This window comes from Agrobacterium sp. MS2 (assembly GCF_003261015.1).
Taxonomy (GTDB): Bacteria; Pseudomonadota; Alphaproteobacteria; order Rhizobiales; family Rhizobiaceae; genus Agrobacterium; species Agrobacterium pusense.
Genome location: NZ_QLNF01000007.1, coordinates 16,309 through 37,870 on the forward strand (window position 1 = coordinate 16,309; position 21,562 = coordinate 37,870).

At 59.4% G+C, this 21,562-nt stretch carries 19 protein-coding genes; 9 read left to right on the forward strand and 10 right to left on the reverse strand.

Translation table 11 applies throughout. The annotated features are described in order from the left end of the window. Positions 1 to 2 precede the first annotated feature (2 nt). Positions 3 to 1,100, reverse strand: a complete 1,098-nt coding sequence (nspC, locus tag DOU54_RS01700) for a carboxynorspermidine decarboxylase (RefSeq protein WP_004437985.1) — start codon at positions 1,098 to 1,100, stop codon at positions 3 to 5. A 277-nt stretch (positions 1,101 to 1,377) separates the two neighbouring features. Between nspC and DOU54_RS01705 the strand changes: the two genes are divergently transcribed. The 3 genes from DOU54_RS01705 to galE all read left to right on the forward strand — a co-directional run bounded on the left by DOU54_RS01705 (position 1,378) and on the right by galE (position 3,320). Next, positions 1,378 to 1,722, forward strand: a complete 345-nt coding sequence (locus tag DOU54_RS01705; protein ID WP_004437983.1) for an ElaB/YgaM/YqjD family protein — start codon at positions 1,378 to 1,380, stop codon at positions 1,720 to 1,722. A 4-nt stretch (positions 1,723 to 1,726) separates the two neighbouring features. After that, the gene (locus DOU54_RS01710; RefSeq protein WP_113730345.1) at positions 1,727 to 2,164 is read left to right on the forward strand and encodes a hypothetical protein; all 438 of its coding nucleotides are present in this window, start codon (positions 1,727 to 1,729) and stop codon (positions 2,162 to 2,164) included. A gap of 172 nt (positions 2,165 to 2,336) precedes the next feature. Further along, complete coding sequence (gene galE / locus DOU54_RS01715; RefSeq protein WP_100911374.1) at positions 2,337 to 3,320, forward strand: UDP-glucose 4-epimerase GalE; 984 nt, start codon at positions 2,337 to 2,339, stop codon at positions 3,318 to 3,320. A 97-nt stretch (positions 3,321 to 3,417) separates the two neighbouring features. Here galE and DOU54_RS01720 read toward each other — a convergent pair whose 3' ends face one another. Next, a complete protein-coding gene (locus DOU54_RS01720) occupies positions 3,418 to 3,993 on the reverse strand; it encodes a PRC-barrel domain-containing protein (protein ID WP_004437975.1) in 576 nt (191 codons plus the stop codon). Between the two features lie 232 nt (positions 3,994 to 4,225). Here DOU54_RS01720 and DOU54_RS01725 point away from each other — a divergent pair, with 232 nt between their 5' ends. Then, positions 4,226 to 5,950: a sensor histidine kinase gene (locus DOU54_RS01725; protein WP_113730347.1), complete on the forward strand. Its 1,725-nt coding sequence runs from the start codon at positions 4,226 to 4,228 to the stop codon at positions 5,948 to 5,950. A gap of 257 nt (positions 5,951 to 6,207) precedes the next feature. On the opposite strand, the gene DOU54_RS01730 is transcribed toward DOU54_RS01725, so the two are convergent. Together DOU54_RS01730 and DOU54_RS01735 are read right to left on the reverse strand one after the other, a co-directional pair. Continuing rightward, positions 6,208 to 7,197 carry a sensor histidine kinase gene (locus DOU54_RS01730; RefSeq protein ID WP_113730349.1) on the reverse strand — a complete coding sequence of 330 codons (990 nt, stop codon included), beginning with the start codon at positions 7,195 to 7,197 and terminating at the stop codon, positions 6,208 to 6,210. Between the two features lie 96 nt (positions 7,198 to 7,293). After that, positions 7,294 to 8,088 (reverse strand): response regulator, encoded by a 795-nt coding sequence (locus DOU54_RS01735; protein ID WP_004437964.1) that lies wholly within the window; start codon positions 8,086 to 8,088, stop codon positions 7,294 to 7,296. 138 nt (positions 8,089 to 8,226) lie between these two features. Here DOU54_RS01735 and DOU54_RS01740 point away from each other — a divergent pair, with 138 nt between their 5' ends. Both DOU54_RS01740 and DOU54_RS01745 read left to right on the forward strand, forming a co-directional pair. Further along, positions 8,227 to 8,433 (forward strand): NepR family anti-sigma factor, encoded by a 207-nt coding sequence (locus DOU54_RS01740; RefSeq protein ID WP_004437962.1) that lies wholly within the window; start codon positions 8,227 to 8,229, stop codon positions 8,431 to 8,433. Continuing rightward, the gene (locus tag DOU54_RS01745; protein WP_004437960.1) at positions 8,433 to 8,999 is read left to right on the forward strand and encodes a sigma-70 family RNA polymerase sigma factor; all 567 of its coding nucleotides are present in this window, start codon (positions 8,433 to 8,435) and stop codon (positions 8,997 to 8,999) included. The genes DOU54_RS01740 and DOU54_RS01745 overlap by 1 nt, the downstream gene beginning before the upstream one ends. Positions 9,000 to 9,062: 63 nt before the next feature. Here the strand turns inward: DOU54_RS01745 and DOU54_RS01750 are convergent, their stop codons facing one another. Then, the gene (locus DOU54_RS01750; RefSeq protein WP_004437958.1) at positions 9,063 to 9,533 is read right to left on the reverse strand and encodes an Lrp/AsnC family transcriptional regulator; all 471 of its coding nucleotides are present in this window, start codon (positions 9,531 to 9,533) and stop codon (positions 9,063 to 9,065) included. Between the two features lie 175 nt (positions 9,534 to 9,708). Here DOU54_RS01750 and putA point away from each other — a divergent pair, with 175 nt between their 5' ends. Continuing rightward, the gene (gene putA, locus DOU54_RS01755; RefSeq protein WP_113730351.1) at positions 9,709 to 13,383 is read left to right on the forward strand and encodes a trifunctional transcriptional regulator/proline dehydrogenase/L-glutamate gamma-semialdehyde dehydrogenase; all 3,675 of its coding nucleotides are present in this window, start codon (positions 9,709 to 9,711) and stop codon (positions 13,381 to 13,383) included. Between the two features lie 43 nt (positions 13,384 to 13,426). Here putA and DOU54_RS01760 read toward each other — a convergent pair whose 3' ends face one another. The 4 genes from DOU54_RS01760 to amaB all read right to left on the reverse strand — a co-directional run bounded on the left by DOU54_RS01760 (position 13,427) and on the right by amaB (position 17,796). Beyond that, complete coding sequence (locus tag DOU54_RS01760) at positions 13,427 to 14,254, reverse strand: ABC transporter ATP-binding protein (protein ID WP_113730353.1); 828 nt, start codon at positions 14,252 to 14,254, stop codon at positions 13,427 to 13,429. Positions 14,255 to 14,262: 8 nt separating this feature from the next. Next, positions 14,263 to 15,042 carry an ABC transporter permease subunit gene (locus DOU54_RS01765; protein ID WP_004437949.1) on the reverse strand — a complete coding sequence of 260 codons (780 nt, stop codon included), beginning with the start codon at positions 15,040 to 15,042 and terminating at the stop codon, positions 14,263 to 14,265. A 16-nt stretch (positions 15,043 to 15,058) separates the two neighbouring features. Next, on the reverse strand, positions 15,059 to 16,012 hold the full coding sequence (locus DOU54_RS01770; RefSeq protein ID WP_113730355.1) for an aliphatic sulfonate ABC transporter substrate-binding protein: 954 nt from the start codon (positions 16,010 to 16,012) through the stop codon (positions 15,059 to 15,061). A 254-nt stretch (positions 16,013 to 16,266) separates the two neighbouring features. Beyond that, complete coding sequence (gene amaB, locus DOU54_RS01775) at positions 16,267 to 17,796, reverse strand: L-piperidine-6-carboxylate dehydrogenase (RefSeq protein WP_112765935.1); 1,530 nt, start codon at positions 17,794 to 17,796, stop codon at positions 16,267 to 16,269. Between the two features lie 212 nt (positions 17,797 to 18,008). On the opposite strand from amaB, the gene DOU54_RS01780 reads away from it, so the two are divergent. Further along, complete coding sequence (locus DOU54_RS01780; protein ID WP_006698048.1) at positions 18,009 to 18,911, forward strand: LysR family transcriptional regulator; 903 nt, start codon at positions 18,009 to 18,011, stop codon at positions 18,909 to 18,911. Between the two features lie 9 nt (positions 18,912 to 18,920). Here DOU54_RS01780 and DOU54_RS01785 read toward each other — a convergent pair whose 3' ends face one another. Then, complete coding sequence (locus tag DOU54_RS01785; protein WP_004437937.1) at positions 18,921 to 19,808, reverse strand: DMT family transporter; 888 nt, start codon at positions 19,806 to 19,808, stop codon at positions 18,921 to 18,923. A gap of 386 nt (positions 19,809 to 20,194) precedes the next feature. Between DOU54_RS01785 and DOU54_RS01790 the strand changes: the two genes are divergently transcribed. Next, positions 20,195 to 21,526 carry a UDP-glucose dehydrogenase family protein gene (locus DOU54_RS01790; RefSeq protein WP_004437935.1) on the forward strand — a complete coding sequence of 444 codons (1,332 nt, stop codon included), beginning with the start codon at positions 20,195 to 20,197 and terminating at the stop codon, positions 21,524 to 21,526. Positions 21,527 to 21,562: the final 36 nt, after the last annotated feature.

Sequence of the window (21,562 nt, forward strand, 5' to 3'; positions counted from 1 at the left end):
GTTTAAGACAGGCTTTGCTCGAAATCGGCAAAGTCGAATTCACGGACGGCGCGAACCGAGCCGTCGAGTTCCTTGATGGCGATCGTCGGCATCTTCACGCCGTTGAACCAGTTTTTCTTGACCATGGTGTAACCGGCTGCGTCCTGGAAGGAGATGCGGTCACCCACTTTCAGCTCCTTGTCGAAGCGGAAATCGCCGAAAATATCGCCGGCGAGGCAGGACTTGCCGCAAACCATATAGGGATGTTCGCCCTCGTTCGGCGATACCTTGGCGCTCTCACGATAGATCAGAAGATCGAGCATGTGCGCTTCGATGGAGCTGTCGACGATAGCGAGGTTCTTCCCGTTGAACAGCGTGTCGAGAACCGTCACTTCGAGCGTCGTGCTCTTCGTGATCGAGGCTTCGCCCGGCTCGAGATACACCTGCACACCGTATTTTTCTGAGAAGGCACGCAGACGGTCGCAGAACTGGTCGAGCGGATAATCGTCGCCGGTGAAATGAATGCCGCCGCCGAGGCTCACCCATTCGGCACGCGACAGCAGCGATCCGAATTTTTCCTCGATCTGCGTCAGCATGCGGTCGAACAGGGCAAAATCGCTGTTTTCGCAGTTATTGTGGATCATGAAACCGGAAATGCGATCCATGACCTTGTCGACCTTGGCGACATCCCATTCGCCAAGGCGGCTGAACGGACGTGCGGGATCGGCGAGATCGAAGCTCGAGGAACTGACCTGCGGATTGAGGCGCAGACCGCGCGTGATGCCGGACGCCTTGTCGGCAAAGCGCTCCAGCTGGCCGATGGAATTGAAGATAATCTTGTCGGCATTCGCAATCACCTCGTCGATCTCGTAATCGGCATAGGCAACGGAGTAGGCATGGGTTTCACCGCCGAATTTCTCGCGGCCAAGACGGACTTCATAAAGCGAGGAGGAAGTGGTGCCATCCATATATTGCGACATGAAGTCGAACACCGACCAGGTGGCGAAGCATTTCAACGCCAACAGCGCCTTGGCACCGGATTTTTCCCGCACATAGGCAATCTTCTCCATGTTGCGAAGAAGTTTTGTCTTGTCGATGAGGTAATATGGCGTCTGCAGCATCTCGTTTCACATATTGATTGAAGTCAAGGTCGGTCTTGGATGATGGGCCTTATATGATGCTTGTTACAGGAAAACAAATGTCCGGGGACTAATTCCTTAAAAATGAGGCGCATCGAGCGGGACGAAGAAAAGACATGACGTTGCGGAACCAAGTCGGTGTCGCTGCGTTTCAATCACGGACAGGCGGGTAGTTTCTGCCGCCGTAATGAAAGTCAAGCGGCGTCAGTCATGGACATGTCGCCATCTCCATCAACGATGTTCAAGAAGGACTTCACTCATGGCAAGCGTGCGTAGCAGCGTTAATGACAAGATCCAGCAATCCCTCGAAAGCGGTGATGCAGCCGATGTGGCCGCGCAGCTCGCCCAGCTTCGCGAAGATCTGGCAAATCTTGCCAAGAGCGTGAAGGCGCTTGGCGTCGGTGCTTCGCATGAGCTGAAAGCTCAGGCCGCGCGTGTTGCGGACGATGCCATCTCCGCATCGAGCGACATGGCGGATACCGTGCGCAACGAGATTTCAACGCTGAATGACAATCTGACGGACCAGGTCCAGCGAAACCCGCTCCAGTCGCTCGGCATTGCGGTCGGCGTCGGTTTCGTTCTTGCCCTCCTGACACGTCGATAAGCTCATGCTTGAGGCATTGCTGGTCTATCTGGGGGAGACCCAGCGTGAAGGGCGTGTCGTCACGAGACGACTGCGCTCTGTCATCATATTATCGGTGCTGGCGGGAATATTTTTCCTGATAGCCTTCGTGGCGGCGGTTGTAGCCGGATCGATTTACCTCGCCCGGCACGTCGGCGCAGGCCCTGCAGCGCTGGTCGTCGCCGGATCCGCGTTTCTGCTTGGAGTCATCATGCTTGTGGCACTCGCCATCCTGAAGCGTCCAAGGGTCTATGCAACAAGGCCGGTCACGCGGCTCGCTGCCGCAGCGCCGCTCACGGCGGCGCCGCTTGCTCTTCAGTCGTTGCTTTCACTCGCGATACAGGCGCGCCCCTATGCGACACTTGCCGTCGCCGTCGCAGCCGGGTTTCTCGCCACGAGGGCAGGTACAAAAAAGACCAAGTAACTTCTTGGCTCGCCAGCGACACCAACCGCGCATCCGGCCCATGGATGCGCGGTTTTTTTTTATGTTACCCGCGAAGGATAGATTGGTTGATGGCGCACTGCGCCACGCCGCCCTTATTTAAACAAAGTAACATACAGTCTCGGCGCATCCGTAATTTTTTGAAAGGCAATTGATGAAGAAGAAAGTCCTTGTCGTCGGTGGTGCCGGCTATATCGGTTCGCACACGTGCCTTCTCCTCTCTGAAAGAGGGTATGAACCGGTCGTTTTTGACAATCTCTCCAACGGGCATGAGGAATTCGTCCGCTGGGGGCCTTTCGAACAGGGCGATATTCGCGACCGGGCGCGGCTGGACGAAGTCTTCGCCAAACACCGGCCGGAGGCGGTTCTGCATTTCGCGGCACTGATCGAGGTCGGTGAATCGGTCAAGCAGCCCGTGGCTTTCTATGACAACAACGTCATCGGCTCGCTCAACCTGCTTTCGTCCGCCATCGATGCCGGTGTCAATGCCTTCGTATTCTCCTCCACCTGCGCCACCTATGGTCTGCCGGAACAGGTCCCGATCGACGAAACGCACCGGCAGGCGCCGATCAACCCCTATGGCCGCACCAAATGGGTGGTCGAGCAGGCGCTGAAGGATTACAGCGCCTATAAGGGGCTGCGCTCGGTAATGCTGCGCTACTTCAATGCCGCAGGCGCTGATTTCGAAGGCCGCATCGGCGAATGGCACAAACCGGAAACCCATGCGATCCCGCTGGCCATCGAGGCCGCACTCGGCCGGCGTCAGGGTTTCAAGGTATTTGGCACCGATTACGACACGCGCGATGGAACCTGCGTGCGCGACTACATCCATATTCTCGATCTCGCCGACGCCCATGTGCGTGCAGTGGATTATCTGCTGGCGGGCGGGGAAACCGTGGAACTCAACCTCGGCACCGGCACGGGCACCACGGTCAAAGAATTGCTGGCAGCGATTTCGGAAGTCTCCGGTCGGCCCTTCCCCGTCGAATATGCCGGGCGTCGGGATGGCGATTCGACAACACTGGTGGCAAATAACGAAAAGGCGAAAGAGGTTCTGGGCTGGGAACCGCGCTATTCTCTTTCCGATATCATCAAATCCGCCTGGGCATGGCATTCGTCGCGGAACGCGGGTGAATAAACCAGTCAGTTGATAAAAAGACACCGGCCGACGGCCGGTGTCTCCCGCGGGACGGCGGATGGCGCCTGTTCCCGCTCCTGCCTCCCAGGTATGGGATTTACGGCTTTGTCGCCGAGGTGGTGGTGCTGTCGGGTGCCGCCGGGGTTGCCGCGTTCTGCTCGCTGGTCTTCTGCTCCAGCGTCTTGAATTCCGGCGCTGCCTTCAGCGTTTCCGCGGTTTCGGTCGTCGTCAGGCGAATGGTGCCGTCCTGCGCGTTGCGCGTCATCGTCACCTTGTCCATGGGAACGGCCACGTCCTTGGCGCCGATACCCAGGAAGCCGCCAACACCGATCACCGCTGCAACCAGACCGCCATCCTGTTCCATGATGAGGTTCGTCACATTGCCGATGCTCTCATCGGCCGCTGTGTAGACAGACTTGCCGATATAGTCATTGGCGCTGATTTGCGTTTCGCCCTGCTCCGTCAGATAGGCTCCGCCGGTGGTCGTGGCTGCGCTGTCATTGGCCGAGGGTGCTGCAGGAGCCATGGGCGTCGCTGGCGGCGTCGCCGGTTCAGTCTGTGCGCTGGGATTTGCCGGCGCGGGCTGCGTCGTGCCCTGAGCGATGGCAAGCGGCGCGAAAGCCGTCGTGCCCATGAGGGCGGCGGTGACGAGGATCGTAAGTTTCTTTGCCATTTCGTACCTTCCTTTCATCGTTCTCAACTGGCCGGCGGAAACATTTTTCCGCTCTTCGACCGGTTCGACTGGCAAACGGCATGGTTGTCCAAATAGTTCCGATTTTTTCAATCACGGCTTTGGGAGATGTCGTGAACCACAACAACCAAAGGTAAGAAATCAGCCATTGCCAATGGGGTATGGCGCGGTATTATCCATGTCGTAACAAAGGGATAAATGCCGGAGTTTTTATATGCCTCGACCCGGCAACAGACTGATGAACATGATCTCGGCTTTGCGTCGGCGTAGCGCGAATTTTTTCCCGACCGCCTCCATCGGCACCTATCTGGTGGTGATGGCGACCGTCATCACTTTGCCGCTGATCCTTTTCGTCGGCTACTTGATGCTCCGCCTGGAAGCGGAAAAACGCGACGACCTGCAGCGCGAGACGATCGAGGATGTACGGGTCGTCAGCCGCAACATCGATCGCCGTCTGCAGGAAATCGCCACCTCGCTTAATCTGCTGTCGCAATTTCCCGAACTCGAAAGCGGCAATCTCGCCGCCTTTCAGGGACGCGTAGCAGACAGCCTGAAACGGGAGGGTCTTTATGCCATTCTTGCCACCAAGGATGGCCAGCAGCATCTCAACACCCGTGTGCCCTTCGGCAAGCCTCTCGGCAAGGTGCCGGTCGAGGCCGATCTCGCCAAAGCGATAGAATCCCGCCGTATAACGGTATCGAACATTTTTTTCGGCTCAACCAGCAAGGAATGGGTGTTCAACGTTACCATGCCGCTCGATCCGGAACTCGGGTCTGCCGGAGACGCCCTCATCCTGACGCAGAATGCCAGTGACCTGAGCCGGCTCATCTCCACCGAGAACCTGCCGCGAAACTGGGCGGTCGCTATCATCGACGGCACCAATCGTGTCGTTGTATCCACCGCTCCTGACGAGGCGGCGATTGGCAAACCGTTCGTCACCCCGGCCATACTCTCCGAAATGCAGGCCTTCAGCGGCAATTTTTTCGACGGCAAGGGCAATCTTTACGCCTATGCGCAATTGCCGGGCTGGCAGTGGAAAACCGTCATGTGGGGGCCGCTTGCCGCCAGTCAAGCTGCGCTGGTCGATACCTGGCGGCAGATGATGATCGGCAGCCTGGTACTCGTTTTGATTGCTATAGGAGGCGCCTATCTGGTGGGGCGGCAATTGCGCAGCTCGATCCGCGACCTGACCCTCATGGCCGAGCGCATTGGTGAAGGTGAGATCGTCGCGCCGGTGGATACCAAGATAAAAGAGGCCAATCAGGTGGCCATCGCGCTTTCAAACGCCTCCTTCGACAGAAGCCAGTCAGAAGAAAGGCTGCAATTGCTGCTGCATGAGCTGGTGCACCGCTCCAAGAACATTCTCACGCTTGTTCAGGCGATGATACGGCAACTGGGCCGCGAGAATAAAAGCATTCCGGAATTCCAGAAAGAGGTGGACCATCGCCTGCGCGGCCTCGGCATGTCGATCCGGGCCCTGGCGGAAGTTCAGTGGCAGGGCTTGCCAATCCGGAAACTGATCGAGACCCACCTCGATGTTTTTGGCACGGTGGCAGAGCGTTTTGTTCTGGCGGGAGACGATTTCATGCTCTCGCCCGAGGCCGCGCAGAATTTTGGCCTCGTCGTGCATGAGCTTACCACAAATTCCATAAAATACGGCGCTCTGTCCGCGCCCTCAGGCAAAATTACTGTCCGTTGGGAACCGGTTGAAAAAGACGGGCGGCAGATGCTTCATCTTGTATGGACCGAAACGGGTGGCCCCCCGGCGCAGGAGCCCAGCCGCAAGGGTTTCGGGACTACGGTCATCAAGAGGCATGCGGAAGGCGCTTTCGGAGGGAATGTGACAACGGAATATCGTGAAAGCGGTTTCGAATGGGCGCTGGAGGCGCCGATGCGTTACTTCACGCCCAAACGATCCGATCAGGCGGGCTCCCACTAACTAATCGGACCCGCAAAAGTGACGATAATTCGTGAGCCGCAAAAAATATACATTTTGCTGGAACCGAATCTCGCCAGGTGTGTTTTTAATGCAGGCCAAGCAATTCCCCCGTCCCCGCCTGAAGCTTGGCCTAGTATAAACGGGTTTCGCCCCTGAAAACCCGTCATTGAAATAGCACGGCTCTCTCTGAGCCGTGCTTTTTTAATGTCTTCTGTAGTGAAAGGCGGCCGAGACGTCCGGCCGGCCGCGTGCGTCGCTTACATATCTGCGACGTCGCCCGAGGGGAATTTCAGCCGATAAACAATGCGCTCCGGAGTAAGCTCATATTCGGTACTTCCTCCCAGAGCGGAGGGAACCACCTTTTCCAGCACGACGCTGCCAAAACTGCCGCGCCTTGCCTCCACCGGTTCCTTCGACGGCGTCATCGGCTCGTTCCATTCGACTATATAGAACTCCCCCTCCTGCCGGCATTGCAGGGATATTGGCGGGTGATAGGCGAGATTGCCGCTGTGGCTGACAGTGTTGACAACAAGTTCGTGAAAGGCGAGCCCGATATAGAGCGCGCCGTTCGGATTGAGCAGCAGGTTCTCGCCCTCCATATGGATGAGGTTCGGATATTCAGGCACATAGAGATCGAATTGCTGTCGCAGCAGCTCGAATATACGTGCCCCCCGCCAATCGGAATCGGTGATGAGATCCTGGCTTTGGGCAAGCGCATGCAGGCGCCCCCGGAATTTGCGCAGGAAATCATCCTTGGTGAGACTGAAACGGGCCGTCTGGCCCGCAAGGCTCTGGATGATCGCCAGCAAATTCTTGGAACGGTGACTGACTTCCCGCAGCAACGAACGCAGAAGTTGCTCGCGTCGCCGTTCCGCCGTCACTTCCCGGATGGTGGTTTTCATCACCATCTGGTTCATCTGATTCAAAGTCGAGTGCACGTGGAACTGGAAGACTCGATCATTGCCCGCGCCCACTTCCAGCATGCCGCGACTGCCAGCCGCGCCCATGTCTTTCTTGAGCTCGGCCAACCGCCCGGACAAATCCTTTCCGAACAGATTTTCATCAGTTGGAGGGGATTCAGCCGGCAGCTTCCAGACATCCGGAAGATTGGCCACGAATATGTAGTCACGGTTGCGGTCCTGGAGCATGACTGTCTCACCCGAATCGAGCAAGGCAAGGACGAGCGAATCGTGAAGTTCGCTTTCGTCCCTCTCCGCGTTATGCCACGCCAGCCGATGCAAATTCATCTCCTTGCAGAAAGTCGCGGGGCAGCCCCACGACCGTAACCGCCAACGCCCGGGCACCAGAGAGGTTCCCGGTCAGCGTGCGGTTTCGGCAAAATCTCACGCCGCGACGCGCGAGCTTTCGTTGAAAAACAGGGCCTGGCTGATGAGCGCTTTCACCATGTCCGGGTTGAAGGGCTTCGTTACGAGGAATGTCGGCTCGGGACGTTCACCCGTCAAAAGACGCTCCGGGAAAGCAGTGATGAAGATTACCGGGAGGGTGGTCATCTGAAGGATGTCCTTCATCGCATCGAGGCCGGAGCTGCCGTCGGCGAGCTGGATGTCGGCCAGGATCATCTTCGGCTGTGTACGATGGAAGAGATCGAGCGCTTCCGTGTGCGTGCGGGCGATGCCCGTCACACGATGGCCGAGATCGGTGACCATCTGTTCGATATCCATGGCGATCAGCGGTTCATCCTCGATGATCATGATATCGGTCGCCACCTGCCGGGCGATTTCAGACGCTGCCTCGTCGATGAGCTTACCGACCTGGTCTTCGGATACCCGCAGAACCTCAGCCGTCTCCGACGGCGAGAACTCCTCGACGGTTGTCAGGAGGAAGGCCTGGCGGGCAAGTGGCGGCACGGCGGACAAATTGGCGGAAGCGCGTTTTTCCCATCCAGACAGGTTTTCGTCGGCCTTAATATTGATCGTGACGGAACTAAAGATCGATACGAACAATTGATAGAGCGAAACACGATCGCTGCTTGTCTGCGGAAAGATGCTGATATCGGCGATCAGCGCTTCGAGTGTAGCCGCAACATAGGCATCGCCCGTTGATTGTGAGCCGCAAACGGCACGCGCGAACCTGCGCAGATATGGCAGGTGCGGTGCGATGCGTGTAGAAACTGACATGGAATTCTCCCCTTTCATGCGGTCTGCAACGCAAACCCAAGATAGCAACGTGCACATCGCAAAAAAAGTTCCGAACCACCGGAACTATTTTTTTCGCCGTGCATTCTTTGCCACGACAAAAAAGGAATACCGGACGTTATGAGCATATTTCAATCGGACCAAGATCAGCCGGATAATCCGGCCGCCCCCCAGGTCCCGCACTCAGGGCGGGCGGTGATTTCCCGTAAGCTCAGGGAGCTTTATGATGCCGTTCAGGACGAAGGCATCCCTGACAAATTCCTCGACCTTCTCGAAAAACTCGATGAAGCGGAAAGCAGAGCCAAAATCAAGGCTTTGGAGGAATGATGGCGAAAGAGCCGGAGCAGACAGAATACAACTTCAAGCGCGAGATGCTGGCAGCACTGCCCAACCTTCGCGCCTTCGCAATTTCGCTGATCCGTTCGAGGGACCGGGCCGACGACCTCGTGCAGGACACGATCATGAAAGCCTGGGCGAAACAGGACAGTTATCAACCCGGCACCAATATGCGCGCCTGGCTGGTAACGATCCTGCGCAACGAGTTTTATAGCCAGATCCGCAAATCCGGCCGCGAGGTGCAGGACACGGATGGTGTCTATACGTCCCGCATGTCGGTCCCGCCGGAACAGCATGGCTCGGTGGACCTTCAGGATTTCCGCGCAGCGCTCGCGAAATTGCCCGACGACCAGCGTGAAGCCATACTGCTGATCGGCGCTTCCGGCTTCGCCTATGAAGAGGCGGCGGAAATCTGCGGATGCCCTGTGGGGACGATCAAAAGCCGCGTCAGCCGTGCAAGGTTGCGCCTGCAGGAACTGCTGGGCATCGAGAATGAAAACGAGTTCGGTCCCGACGCGCAGATGACAGCCGTCACCGCCGCTGCAACGGCGCGCTGAGAGGACTGGACGCAGAAGGTAACGAACGGGCAGACGCGAGTCTGCCCGTTTTTCGTCTTCTTTTTAGATGCCGGTTTCCTTGACGGACTGCATGACCACAAAGGTCGACGTGTTAGCGACAGACGGCAGGCTCGAGATTTTTTCGCCCAATACTCTTCTGTATTTGCGTATGTCGCTGGTGCGGACCTTCAGGAGATAATCGAAGGCGCCGGCGATCATGTGGCATTCTTCTACTTCCTTGATCTTGCGTACCGCAGTGTTGAACTCCTCCAGTGCCTTTTCCCGAGTATCGGACAGCTTGACCTCGGCAAAGGCGATATGGTCGACGCCGAGTTTCTGCGGATTGAGCATGGCGCGGAAGCCGAGAATATAGCCCTCATCCACCAGTCGCTTCAGCCGCGTCTGGCAGGGTGTCTTGGAAAGACCTACCTTTTTCGACAGCTGCAGCACGGACATGCGCCCATCCTCACTGAGCGCCTCGAGAATCTTGAGGTCGAAGTCATCCAAACCGTCTGTTTTCTGACTATTTGCCATTCATTTTCACGCCAAATTGGGACAATAAAAGTTCGTATTGCCTGTTTTATGCTAAAAATAATGCCGTAGCAATTTTCGCGGCAATGATATTGTGAGCGTAGGGATGACGAGCGGCGGGCTGAGGACACGCTGCCGCCGGCAGTCTGTCTTCAACAGCGTTTTCAGGATTTTCAGAATGGCCGATGGTGCAAGCAACGCCGGTGTAGTGACGAGTGGTATTTTCCAGAATTTTGCGCCGCCGGTGCGTGAGCAGACCCTGCTGCGCAAGGCGATCACTGCCGCCTATCGCCGTACCGAAGAAGAATGCATGGCGCCGTTGATCGAGGCGGCGACGGTGACGGCAGAACAGGCGAAAGCCATTCGCGAGACCGCTCGCAAACTGATCGAAGCATTGCGGGCCAAGACCAAGGGCACCGGCGTCGAAGGGCTGGTCCAGGAATATTCGCTCTCCAGCCACGAGGGTGTTGCCTTGATGTGCCTCGCCGAGGCCCTGCTGCGCATCCCCGACACTGCCACCCGCGATGCGCTGATCCGCGACAAGATCGCTCGCGGCGACTGGAAATCCCATATTGGCGGCGGCCGCTCGCTCTTCGTCAATGCGGCCACCTGGGGTCTCGTCATCACCGGCAAGCTCACCTCGACGGTGAACGATAGCGGCCTTTCGGCGGCGCTGACCAAGTTGATCGCCCGGGCTGGCGAACCCGTCATCCGCCGCGGCGTCGATATGGCGATGCGCATGATGGGCGAGCAGTTCGTGACCGGCGAGACGATTGGGGAAGCGATCAAGCGTTCCAGGCCGCTGGAAGAACAGGGCTTTCAGTACTCCTACGACATGCTGGGTGAAGCCGCGACCACTGCAAAGGATGCGGAGCGTTATTACAAGGATTATGAAAACGCCATCCACGCCATCGGCAAGGCCTCTGCCGGGCGCGGTATCTATGGCGGTCCGGGCATTTCCATCAAGCTTTCAGCGCTGCACCCACGTTATGCGCGCGCGCAGGCCGAACGCGTCATGGCGGAGCTTCTGCCCCGCGTGAGATCACTGATGCTGCTTAGCAAAAAATACGATATCGGCCTGAATATCGACGCTGAAGAAGCGGACCGGCTGGAATTGTCGCTTGATCTTCTGGAAGAACTGGCGCTGGACAAGGACCTTGCCGGATGGAACGGCCTCGGTTTCGTGGTGCAGGCCTATGGCCGCCGCTGCCCGTTCGTTCTGGATTACATTATCGACCTTGCCCGCCGTTCGAACCGCCGCATCATGGTGCGTCTTGTCAAGGGCGCCTACTGGGACGCCGAAATCAAGCGCGCGCAGGTGGAGGGGCTGGAAGACTTCCCGGTCTTTACCCGCAAGGTGCACACCGATGTCTCCTACATTGCCTGCGCCCGCAAGCTGCTCGTCGCGCGCGATGTGATATTTCCGCAATTTGCGACCCATAATGCGCAGTCCATGGCGACGATCTATCATCTTGCCGGTCCAGACTTCAAACTTGGCGACTACGAGTTCCAGTGCCTGCATGGCATGGGCGAACCGCTTTACAGCGAGGTCGTCGGCAAGAGGAAACTCGACCGGCCGTGCCGCTTCTACGCCCCGGTCGGCACCCATGAAACGTTGCTGGCCTACCTCGTCCGCCGCTTGCTGGAGAACGGTGCCAACTCCTCTTTCGTCAACCGCATTGCCGACCCCGCGGCGCCGGTGGATTCCCTGCTGGAAGACCCGGTCGCCATCGTCAAGGCCCATAACGTTCCCGGCGCACGTCACGACCGCATCGCCGCCCCTGCCGACCTGTTCGGGCCGCAACGTAAAAATTCCGCCGGCCTCGATCTCTCCAGCGAAACGACACTCGCTGCTCTCGACAAGGTCCTGAAGGCCGGGGCATCGGCCGAGTGGAAAGCGGCCGCGCCGCAAGCGGGCGGCGCAACGCGGCCGGTTCTCAACCCGGGCGACCACAATGATATCGTCGGATACGTCACCGAACCGACTGAAGCTGATGTGGAAGCGGCCATGCAGCGCGCGGCGTCCTCGAACTGGCCGTCCACCCCTGTGGAAGAGCGCGCCGCCTGCCTGGAGCGCGCCGCCGACGCCATGCAGGCCGAAATGCCCGATCTGCTCGGCCTTGTCATGCGCGAGGCGGGAAAATCCATGCCGAACGCCATTGCCGAGGTGCGCGAGGCCATCGACTTCCTGCGTTATTACGCAGCGGAAGCGCGCAGGAATTTCACGGCCGGCGAGAAGCCACTCGGCCCGGTCGTCTGCATCAGCCCGTGGAACTTCCCGCTCGCCATCTTCATCGGTCAGGTGACGGCGGCGCTGGTTGCCGGCAATCCGGTTCTGGCAAAGCCCGCCGAAGAAACGCCGCTGATCGCGGCGCAGGGCGTGCGCCTGTTGCATGAGGCCGGCGTTCCGCAAGACGCTGTGCAGCTTCTGCCGGGCAACGGCAAGACGGGTGCAGCACTCGTCGGCTCGCCGCTGACGGCAGGCGTCATGTTCACCGGCTCCACGGAAGTGGCGCGGCTCATTCAGGGGCAGCTTGCCGGCCGGGTTCTGGCGAATGGCCAGCCGGTACCGCTGATTGCCGAAACCGGCGGCCAGAACGCCATGATCGTCGATTCCTCGGCTCTTGCCGAACAGGTCGTCGCCGACGTCATTGCTTCCGCCTTTGACAGTGCCGGTCAGCGCTGCTCGGCGCTGCGCATTCTCTGCCTGCAGGAAGATGTTGCGGACCGCACACTGACCATGCTGAAAGGCGCGCTGCATGAGTTGCGCATCGGCCGCACCGATCGACTCTCGGTTGATGTCGGCCCGGTCATCACCGCCGAGGCCAAGGGCATCATCGAAAAACACATCGAGGACATGCGTTCGCTCGGTCACCGCATCGAGCAGATCACACTTGCGGGAGAACCCGGCAAGGGCACGTTCGTGCCGCCGACCATCATCGAGATGAAGTCCCTTGCGGATCTGAAACGCGAAGTTTTCGGTCCGGTGCTGCATGTCATCCGCTTCAAGCGCGACAATCTCGACCGGCTGATCGATGAGATCAACGCCACCGGTTACGGCCTGACCTTCGGTCTGCACACACGTCTCGACGATACCATCCAGCACGTGCTCTCCCGTGTCGCGGCCGGCAATCTTTATGTGAACCGCAACATCATCGGCGCAGTCGTCGGCGTACAGCCGTTTGGCGGACGCGGTCTTTCCGGCACGGGCCCCAAGGCCGGCGGCCCGCTCTATCTCGGGCGCATGACGCAAAAGGCACCGAAGATCGACCGCATCGCCAGCCAGCAGGATCAGGCCGCCGTCGATCTCGCCCGCTGGCTTGACGAAAACGGCGAGACGGTCGCGGCGGAAGCCGCAAGGCAGGCCGCGGCGCTTTCCGGCCTTGGCTTCGAGACAGAACTGGCAGGCCCTGTCGGTGAGAGAAATGTCTATGCGCTGCATCCGCGCGGAAAGGTTTTGCTGGTCCCGGCAACCGAACAGGGGCTTTACCGCCAGCTCGCGGCAGCGCTTGCGACTGGAAATGCGGTTGTCATCGACAACGCGTCGGGGCTTGAAAAGTCGATCTATGGCTTGCCGGCAACCGTCACCTCGCGCATCGTCTGGGCGGATGACTGGGCAAAGTCAGGCCCCTTTGCCGGTGCGCTGGTTGAAGGCGATGCGGAGCGTGTGGTTGAGATCAACAGGAAAATCTCGGCTCTTTCCGGTCCGCTGGTTCTCGTTCAGGCCGCTACCACGGAAGCGCTTTCCGGGGAAAGCCAGCCCTATGCGCTGGACTGGCTGGTGGAAGAGGTCTCCGTCAGCGTCAACACCACCGCCGCTGGCGGCAATGCCAGCCTGATGAGCATTGGCTAAAACATGGGGCGGCAGGGTCTTGGCCCTGCCGCGACACCCATTATTACCCTGTAACCTCTCCCCGGCCGAAGAGCTGGTTCAGAACCTGCTCTTCCAGTCTCGCAAACTCCGCCGTGCCATGGCGGCGCGGACGCGGCAGCTTCACATCGAGGTCGAGTGCGATGCGGCCCTCATCGATGACGACAATGCGATCGGCGAGCGCCACAGCCTCGGAAACATCATGCGTGACGAGCACGGCGGTGAATTTCTGCTTGCGCCAGATGCGCTCCAGCAAAAGCTGCATTTCGATGCGGGTGAGCGCGTCGAGCGCGCCGAGCGGCTCATCCAGCGCCAAGATCTGCGGATGGGCGACAAGCGCCCGCGCCAGCGCAACACGCTGCTTCTGGCCGCCGGAAAGCACATAGGGCCACTCACCCGCCCGGTCCCTCAGGCCCACCTCATCGAGGATGGCAAGCGCCTGTTCCTGCGCCGCCTCGCCCCTGGCGATGCCGGTCAATCCCACTGAAACGTTATTCGCGATACGCTCCCACGGCAGAAGACGCGGCTCCTGAAACATCATGCGGGTGCGGCTTGACGCATCCTTAGAGACGGTTCCGGTGGTCGGCGTGTCGAGACCGGCGAGAATGCGCAAAAGCGTGCTTTTGCCACAACCGCTCTTGCCGATAATGGCCAGAAACTCGCCTTCCCGCACATCGAGATCGATGCCGCGCAGAACCGGCTTGTCGCCGAAGCTCTTCGTGATGTTGCGGAAGCTGAAGGCAACCTTGCCTTCGGTCGATTTCGGGCCGGGTTCGATCTTTGCCTCCGCTCCTGCCGGCGGGGATGGCTGGGCATCAGGGCGTCTCAACGTCGTCACATTACCGGTCGACATGGGTTACCTCAGACTTTCTTGAAGGCTGGATGCCATTGCAGGAAGATGCTTTCGAGGAAGCGGGCAAAACTGTCGGCCAGCTTGCCGAGAAGCGCATAGATAAGGATCGAAAGAACCACGACGTCGATCAGCAAGAACTCGCGGGCCTGCATGGCCATATAGCCAAGGCCGGAAGAGGAAGAGATGGTTTCCGCCACAATCAGCGTCAGCCACATAATACCGAGCGCATAACGCAGGCCGGTGAAAATCGAGGGCAGCGCGCCGGGCAGGATCACCCGCCGGAACAGCGTGAAGGGCGACATGCCGTAGGTACGGCCCATTTCCACCAGTTGCGGATCGACGCCCTGGATGCCGAGCAGCGTGTTGATGTAGATCGGGAAAAATACGCCGAGCGCGACCAGAAAGAGCTTCGCTTCCTCATCGATGCCGAACCACAGGATGACGAGCGGAATGAGCGCCAGATGCGGAATGTTGCGGATCATCTGCAGCGTTGTATCGGTGAAACTGCGGGAGAACTTCGACAGACCGTTCGCCAGCCCGAAGATGAAGCCGATGGAGCCGCCGATGGCGAAACCGGCGAGTGCACGGGCGGAACTGACACCGATATTGGCGAGGAGTTCCCCCGAGAGCAGAAGCCGCCAGAAGGCTTCGGCGACTGCGGAGGGGGCGGGCAGCACATTGGCGGAAATCACCCCCGCGCGCGCTGCCACCTCCCATCCTGCAAGGATGAGTGCGGGAAGCAGCCAGCCGATGATGCCGCCGAACTCGATGCGCTTACTGCTGCTCACGGCATGTCCCTCCAGCTCAGTTGGTGGCGCCCGACCAGACGGCATCCTTGATGCTGATCTGTTTCGGGATCAGGCCGAGACGATAAAAGCGATCCGCCGTTTCCTGCTGGCTGGCGATGATCTTGTCATCGATCCTGGTAATGCCGAATTCCGAACGGTTCGCGGCAAGCGTCTGCGCCTCCAGCGGCACGCCCGTCACCTCATGCAGCGCCGCAGCGACCTTGTCGCGATTGGCGGCGGACCACTTCGCAGCCTCACCGAGCGCATCGATCGTCGTGTTGATGGTATCGCCATGCGATTTGGCGTAGTCGCGATTGGCGAGGAAATAGGTGCTGACAGCAAGCACATCGCTGGTGCGGGCCAGCGTCACCGGCTTGTATCGGGTTTCGGCAATCGCATAGAAAGGATCCCAGACGGCCCAGGCGTCGATCTTGTCGCTGGCGAAGGCTGCCGCGGCATCGGCAGGACTGAGATAGGTCACCTCGATATCGCTGAATTTCAGGCCATTCTTTTCCAGAGCCGCGACGAGCAGGTTATGTGCACTGGTGCCTTTGCCGACGCCAACCTTCTTGCCCTTCAGATCGGCAACCGACTTGATGCCGCTTTCGGGTTTGGTGAAGATCGCCTCGCCCTTACCGTTCGAGGGAAGCGCCGCCACATAAACGATGGCCGAACCCGCTGCCTGGCCGAAGATCGGCGGCGCATCACCCGTCCAGCCGACATTGATGGAGCCGACATTCAGGGCTTCCACCAGCGGCGGGCCTGCGGTGAATTCGACCCATGAAACCTTCACGCCCTTGGCTTCGAGCGCCTTTTCGATGACGCCCTGCTGGCGGGCGATAACAGGCAGGCCGGTTTTCTGATAACCGATCTTCAACTCTTCCGCCGCCCCTGCCTGCAGCGGCAGGACGGAGAATGCGGCGGCGGCAAAAAGGCTGGCGGAAAGCGCGCGTCGGGTGATGGCTGGCATTTCATCTCCTTATCACCAGCCCCTCTGGCCGGATCACGATATGGAGCAATGCTATGGTTTTCCATTAAAACGATAGAGAGACGATAATTCAATATCGGCAATGTTGCGGGAATAAAATTTCGCGCAACCACATGTTTTCCGCAAATCATCGCGGAGGCCCTTGTCGGACCCATCGAATAGAAATGCCGGTGCGGAGGAAGCCGCACCGGCATGATGGATCAATTTCTCTTCCGACAACGCGATCGAAAAGTCGATTACTCGATATCGAAGGAAACCCCCTGCGCCAGCGGTAGCGCCTTGGAGTAGTTGATCGTGTTGGTGGCGCGGCGCATATACGCCTTCCACGCATCCGAACCGGATTCACGGCCGCCGCCAGTTTCCTTCTCACCGCCGAAGGCACCGCCGATTTCCGCACCCGACGTGCCGATATTGACGTTGGCGATACCGCAATCGGAGCCTTCCGACGACAGGAAACGTTCCGATTCCTGTATGTCGCGGGTGAAAATGGACGACGAAAGACCGGCGGCAACGGCGTTGTGCGCTTCAATCGCCTGATCGAGATCGCTGTACTTCATGACGTACAGGATCGGGGCGAAAGTCTCTTCCAGAACGGGGCCAACCTGCTTCGGCATTTCGACCAGCGCCGGTTTCACATAATAGGCATCTGCCGCACCCGTATCCACGCGCCCGCCCCCATTCACCACGCCGCCAGCCGCCTTGGCCGCTTCGAGGGCTTTCTGCATGGCCTCGAATGCCGCCTTGTCGACCAGCGGGCCTACGAGTGCGGAGGTTTCCAGCGGGTTGCCGACGGAGACGGAAGCATAGGCCTTTTTCAGGCGTGGCACGAGCTCGTCATAAACGCTGTCATGCACGAAAAGGCGGCGAAGCGTGGTGCAGCGCTGGCCGGCCGTGCCCATCGCACCGAAGGCGATGGCGCGCAACGCCATATCGAGATCGGCGGAGGGGCAGACGATGCCGGCATTGTTGCCACCGAGTTCAAGAATGGCACGGGCGAAGCGTTTCGCCAGACGCGGCCCGACATCACGGCCCATGCGGGTGGAGCCGGTGGCCGAAACCAGCGGCACCTTGGGATTATCCACCAATGCCTCGCCGACCGCGCGATCGCCGATCAGCAGTTGGGACAGACCTTCCGGCGCGTCGCCGAAGCGGGCGGCAGCGCGTTCGAAAATGCCCTGAACGGCAAGCGCCGTCAGCGGCGTCTTTTCGGACGGCTTCCAGACGACCGAATTACCGCAGACGAGGGCAAGTGCGGCATTCCACGACCAGACGGCGACGGGGAAGTTGAAGGCGGAGATGACGCCGACGACGCCGAGCGGATGCCAGGTTTCCATCATCCGGTGGCCGGGGCGTTCGGTGGCGATGGTGAGGCCATAAAGCTGGCGGGAAAGACCGACCGCGAAATCGCAGATATCGATCATCTCCTGCACTTCGCCGAGACCTTCGGACGGGATTTTGCCCGCTTCCAGCGATACGAGACGGCCGAGATCGGCCTTGAAAGCGCGCAGTTCTTCGCCAAGCAGCCGGATCAGCTCACCACGGCGCGGCGCGGGAACATTACGCCATGCCTTGAAGGCAGCGTCCGCCCTGTCGATCACGGCCGCTACGCCCTCGACCGAAACGGTCTTCAGACTTGCAATCCGCTCGCCTGTCACCGGGCTGAAAGAGGCCATGTCGCCACCAGTGTAGAGATCGCGGGCAACGCCCATCCTCTCGAGCAGGGCGGCGGCTTCCTGTTTCACGTCGAGCTTCGTGGTTGCATCCATATCAATTGTCCTTTTGGCTGAGAGGGAGGAAGGCCGCCTTGATACGGCGCTTTCAACTCCCGTCGCTCTTCTTTCCCCGGAATTCGTTATATGTTCTGGGAACTCGCTCCGTCGAACTCGGCAAAACCCCGTTCCATTCTTTCCCGTAATCATATATGGGCATTATGACCCTTTTCCAATGAGGAAATCGGGTAAGTTGATGCGAGAATGGAATGGATCCGCGTAGAAGACTGGTCCCTGACATCGTCACCCTGCAGGCGTTCGAATGCGCCGCACGGCATGGCAATTTTACCCGCGCTGCCGAAGAACTCAACCTCACGCAGAGCGCTGTCAGCCGACAGATCGGCGAACTCGAAGCGCAGACGGGGATGCAGCTTTTCGAGCGTATCCGCAGACGGGTGGTCCTTTCAGAGGCGGGGCGCAAATTCCTGCCCGATGTGCGGCGCCTGTTGCAGCAATCCGAGCAGCTGATGGTGCGTGCGGTTTCGGCGGGAACATCGCATGCATCGCTATCCGTCGCGACGCTGCCGACCTTCGGCAGCCGCTGGCTGATGCCGCGCCTGCACCGCTTCATCGACGCCAACCCGGATATGACGATCACAATCGGCTCGCGCTCGCATCCCTTCGATTTCGACGAGGAGGGCTTCGATCTGGCCATTCACTACGGCCAGCCGGTCTGGGCACATGGCACCTGCACATTCCTGTGCGATGAGGTGATCGTACCCGTCGCCAGCCCTGCCCTGCTGCGCCATGCGGCGGTGACGCGGCCTGAAGACCTGACGCGGCAGCCATTGCTGCACGTCACCACGCGCCCGAAACTGTGGACGGAGTGGCTGGAAATGAACGGGGTGATGGCCGAAAATGCCTATCAGGGCAGCCGTTTCGACCAGTTCTCCATGATCATCGAAGCCGCCGCGAGCGGTATCGGTTTCGCCCTTCTGCCGAAATACCTCATCGAGGCCGAACTTTCCTCCGGCCGCCTCGAAATCGTTTTCGATATGCCGTTGCAGACCGACAAGAGCTATTATGTCGCCCTGCCGGAAGGGCGGCAGGACAACGCGCTCGCCCGTGCCTTTCAGGCCTGGCTGCTGGATCAGGTCGGCAAGCCGTTATAGCTGTGCGCATTAGAGGCGATTGCGGAAAAACGGGTTCCAGCGCACCGTGCCGAGCCTGACCTTTTCGCGGATCATTGTCAGCAGCCCGGATGCGGCGATGACGGCGAGCCCGAGTACCGCAATGGCGTCAGGATATTCGTGGAAGAAGGCCATGCCCATCGCGACTGCCCAGAGGATTTGCGAATAATGCGAAGGGGCGATCTGGCTTGCCGGTGCAATGCGGGTTGCCACCAGAAGCGTGATCTGCCCCGTCGCCGTGCAAAGCCCGATAAAGGCAAAGGCCAGCAGCTGGTGCAGGTTGGGCATGACAAAATCGGGAATGGAGGCAATGCCGTTGAAGGTGAGGCCGTAGACCAGCAGCACACCCATGATCGAGGTGCGCTTTTCCTTGCCCGCAAGCGAGCGCAAAAGCACGATGGTCATGGCCGCCAGGAAGGCGACGCCGATTGCGGCGATATGCCCAAGTTCCAGCGTCTTGAAACCTGGCCGCACGACAAGGATAACGCCCACGATGCCCGCCAGAACCGCAGCCCAGCGCCATGGGCCGATATTCTCCTTCAGCACGACGGCGGAAAGGACGGTTACGAAGAGCGGTGACAGGAAGATCAGCGCATAGGCTTCCGCCAGCGGAATGGTGGTGAAGGCATAAATACCGAAAATACCCGCGAACAGGCCGGAAATGGCGCGACCGTGCACCGCGAACGGCCGGCTCATGCGCCAGAACTCACGCCACCTTTCCTCGCGCGGTTTGCTGAAGAAGATGAAGATGCCGGAGAACAGGATGCTGAAAAAGCCGATTTCGAAAACGCTGATCTGCGATCCAAGCGACTTGATGGTGGCATCGCCCATGGAAAAGGTCGCGTAGGCGAACAGACCGAGCAGAAAACCCTTTTGCATTTAAACGTCCCCGAAAATCGACCGCAACGCAAAACTTCTCCCAGCCGCGTGGAACGCGACCCGGACGCCCCCACTCCGGGGGACAGACAGTCTGGCAGATTTTGATCCTCTCCCTATGGCTAGACCCGGCTACCTATGAGTGCAAGCCGGAAAAATCGTAAAATGGTCCGATTGAACGCGACCGGTGCAAATGGCTGCAAGGTGCGGCAAATTTGTCCCGTCACCGCCATCACATCCCCGTCATGGAAAGACGTTAGCCGGTGTTGATCGCGGCGCTTGGCGACGGGCATGAAGGCGGCTAAATATTATCCTGCGATTTTCACCCGATGATTTCCCCGGCTGATATTGCTGCGTTACCATGGCCTCGCTAACCGAAAGGAAAAAGAATGCGGATTGTGATGATCGGTTCGGGTTATGTCGGCCTTGTGTCCGGCGCGTGTTTTGCAGATTTCGGCCATGACGTGGTTTGCGTCGACAAGATGCCGGAAAAGATCGAAGCCTTGAAAAATGGCCATATCCCGATCTTCGAGCCGGGTCTGGAGACCATCGTCGCCAACAATGCCAAAGCCGGGCGGTTGAGCTTCACCACCGATCTCTCCGCCGCCGTTGCCAAGGCCGACGTGGTCTTCATCGCGGTCGGCACGCCTTCGCGGCGCGGGGACGGCCATGCCGATCTCGGTTATGTCTATGCAGCGGCAAAGGAAATTGCCCATGCGCTGGATGGTTTTACCGTAATCGTCACCAAATCCACCGTTCCCGTCGGCACCGGCGACGAAGTGGAACGAATTATCCATGAGGAAAACCCCTCGGCCGATTTCGCCGTGGTTTCCAACCCGGAATTTCTGCGCGAAGGTGCGGCGATAGAGGATTTCAAGCGGCCGGACCGTATCGTCGTCGGCCTGTCGGATGAACGTGCCCGGCCGGTCATGACCGAGGTTTACCGCCCGCTTTATCTCAACCAGTCGCCGCTGCTCTTCACCACCAGACGTGCTTCCGAACTCATCAAATACGCCGCCAACGCCTTTCTGGCGATGAAGATCACCTTCATCAACGAAATGGCCGATCTGTGCGAAAAGGTTGGCGCCAATGTGCAGGATGTCTCGCGCGGTATTGGCCTCGATGGCCGTATCGGCCCGAAATTCCTGCATGCCGGCCCCGGTTATGGCGGCTCCTGTTTTCCGAAGGATACGCTGGCGCTCGCCAAGACCGCGCAGGACTATGATGCGCCGGTGCGGCTGATCGAAACCACCATCGCCATCAACGACAACCGCAAGCGCGCCATGGGCCGCAAGGTCATCAACGCGGTGGGCGGCGACGTGCGCGGCAAGAAGATCGCCGTGCTAGGCCTCACCTTCAAGCCGAATACCGACGACATGCGCGACAGCCCGGCGATCGCCATCATCCAGACCCTGCAGGACGGGGGCGCGAAGGTGGTGGGTTACGACCCGGAAGGCATGGCGAATGCCCGCCATCTGATCGAGGACATCGATTACGCAACCGGGCCTTATGAGGCTGCGGAAGGCGCTGACGCGGTGGTCATCGTGACGGAGTGGAACCAGTTCCGCGCCCTCGACCTGCCGCGCCTCAAGGCGATCATGAAAAGCCCGGTGCTGGTGGATTTACGCAATATTTACCGCACCGACGAAGTCGCCGCCCATGGCTTCATCTATGCCGCCGTCGGTCGCCCGCAGGAAGGCGGGTCGGATAACGACGCTTGAAGGCGCCGCCATCGCAGTTTCATCAAAAGGTTTTCT

What these genes read in the sequence shown, in the direction of transcription:
- nspC (WP_004437985.1), bottom strand. Translation starts at nt 1,100, where the DNA reads ATGCTGCAGACGCCATATTACCTCATCGACAAGACAAAACTTCTTCGC.
- DOU54_RS01705 (WP_004437983.1), top strand. Translation starts at nt 1,378, where the DNA reads ATGGCAAGCGTGCGTAGCAGCGTTAATGACAAGATCCAGCAATCCCTC.
- DOU54_RS01710 (WP_113730345.1), top strand. Translation starts at nt 1,727, where the DNA reads ATGCTTGAGGCATTGCTGGTCTATCTGGGGGAGACCCAGCGTGAAGGG.
- galE (WP_100911374.1), top strand. Translation starts at nt 2,337, where the DNA reads ATGAAGAAGAAAGTCCTTGTCGTCGGTGGTGCCGGCTATATCGGTTCG.
- DOU54_RS01720 (WP_004437975.1), bottom strand. Translation starts at nt 3,993, where the DNA reads ATGGCAAAGAAACTTACGATCCTCGTCACCGCCGCCCTCATGGGCACG.
- DOU54_RS01725 (WP_113730347.1), top strand. Translation starts at nt 4,226, where the DNA reads ATGCCTCGACCCGGCAACAGACTGATGAACATGATCTCGGCTTTGCGT.
- DOU54_RS01730 (WP_113730349.1), bottom strand. Translation starts at nt 7,197, where the DNA reads ATGAATTTGCATCGGCTGGCGTGGCATAACGCGGAGAGGGACGAAAGC.
- DOU54_RS01735 (WP_004437964.1), bottom strand. Translation starts at nt 8,088, where the DNA reads ATGTCAGTTTCTACACGCATCGCACCGCACCTGCCATATCTGCGCAGG.
- DOU54_RS01740 (WP_004437962.1), top strand. Translation starts at nt 8,227, where the DNA reads ATGAGCATATTTCAATCGGACCAAGATCAGCCGGATAATCCGGCCGCC.
- DOU54_RS01745 (WP_004437960.1), top strand. Translation starts at nt 8,433, where the DNA reads ATGGCGAAAGAGCCGGAGCAGACAGAATACAACTTCAAGCGCGAGATG.
- DOU54_RS01750 (WP_004437958.1), bottom strand. Translation starts at nt 9,533, where the DNA reads ATGGCAAATAGTCAGAAAACAGACGGTTTGGATGACTTCGACCTCAAG.
- putA (WP_113730351.1), top strand. Translation starts at nt 9,709, where the DNA reads ATGGCCGATGGTGCAAGCAACGCCGGTGTAGTGACGAGTGGTATTTTC.
- DOU54_RS01760 (WP_113730353.1), bottom strand. Translation starts at nt 14,254, where the DNA reads ATGTCGACCGGTAATGTGACGACGTTGAGACGCCCTGATGCCCAGCCA.
- DOU54_RS01770 (WP_113730355.1), bottom strand. Translation starts at nt 16,012, where the DNA reads ATGCCAGCCATCACCCGACGCGCGCTTTCCGCCAGCCTTTTTGCCGCC.
- amaB (WP_112765935.1), bottom strand. Translation starts at nt 17,796, where the DNA reads ATGGATGCAACCACGAAGCTCGACGTGAAACAGGAAGCCGCCGCCCTG.
- DOU54_RS01780 (WP_006698048.1), top strand. Translation starts at nt 18,009, where the DNA reads ATGGATCCGCGTAGAAGACTGGTCCCTGACATCGTCACCCTGCAGGCG.
- DOU54_RS01785 (WP_004437937.1), bottom strand. Translation starts at nt 19,808, where the DNA reads ATGCAAAAGGGTTTTCTGCTCGGTCTGTTCGCCTACGCGACCTTTTCC.
- DOU54_RS01790 (WP_004437935.1), top strand. Translation starts at nt 20,195, where the DNA reads ATGCGGATTGTGATGATCGGTTCGGGTTATGTCGGCCTTGTGTCCGGC.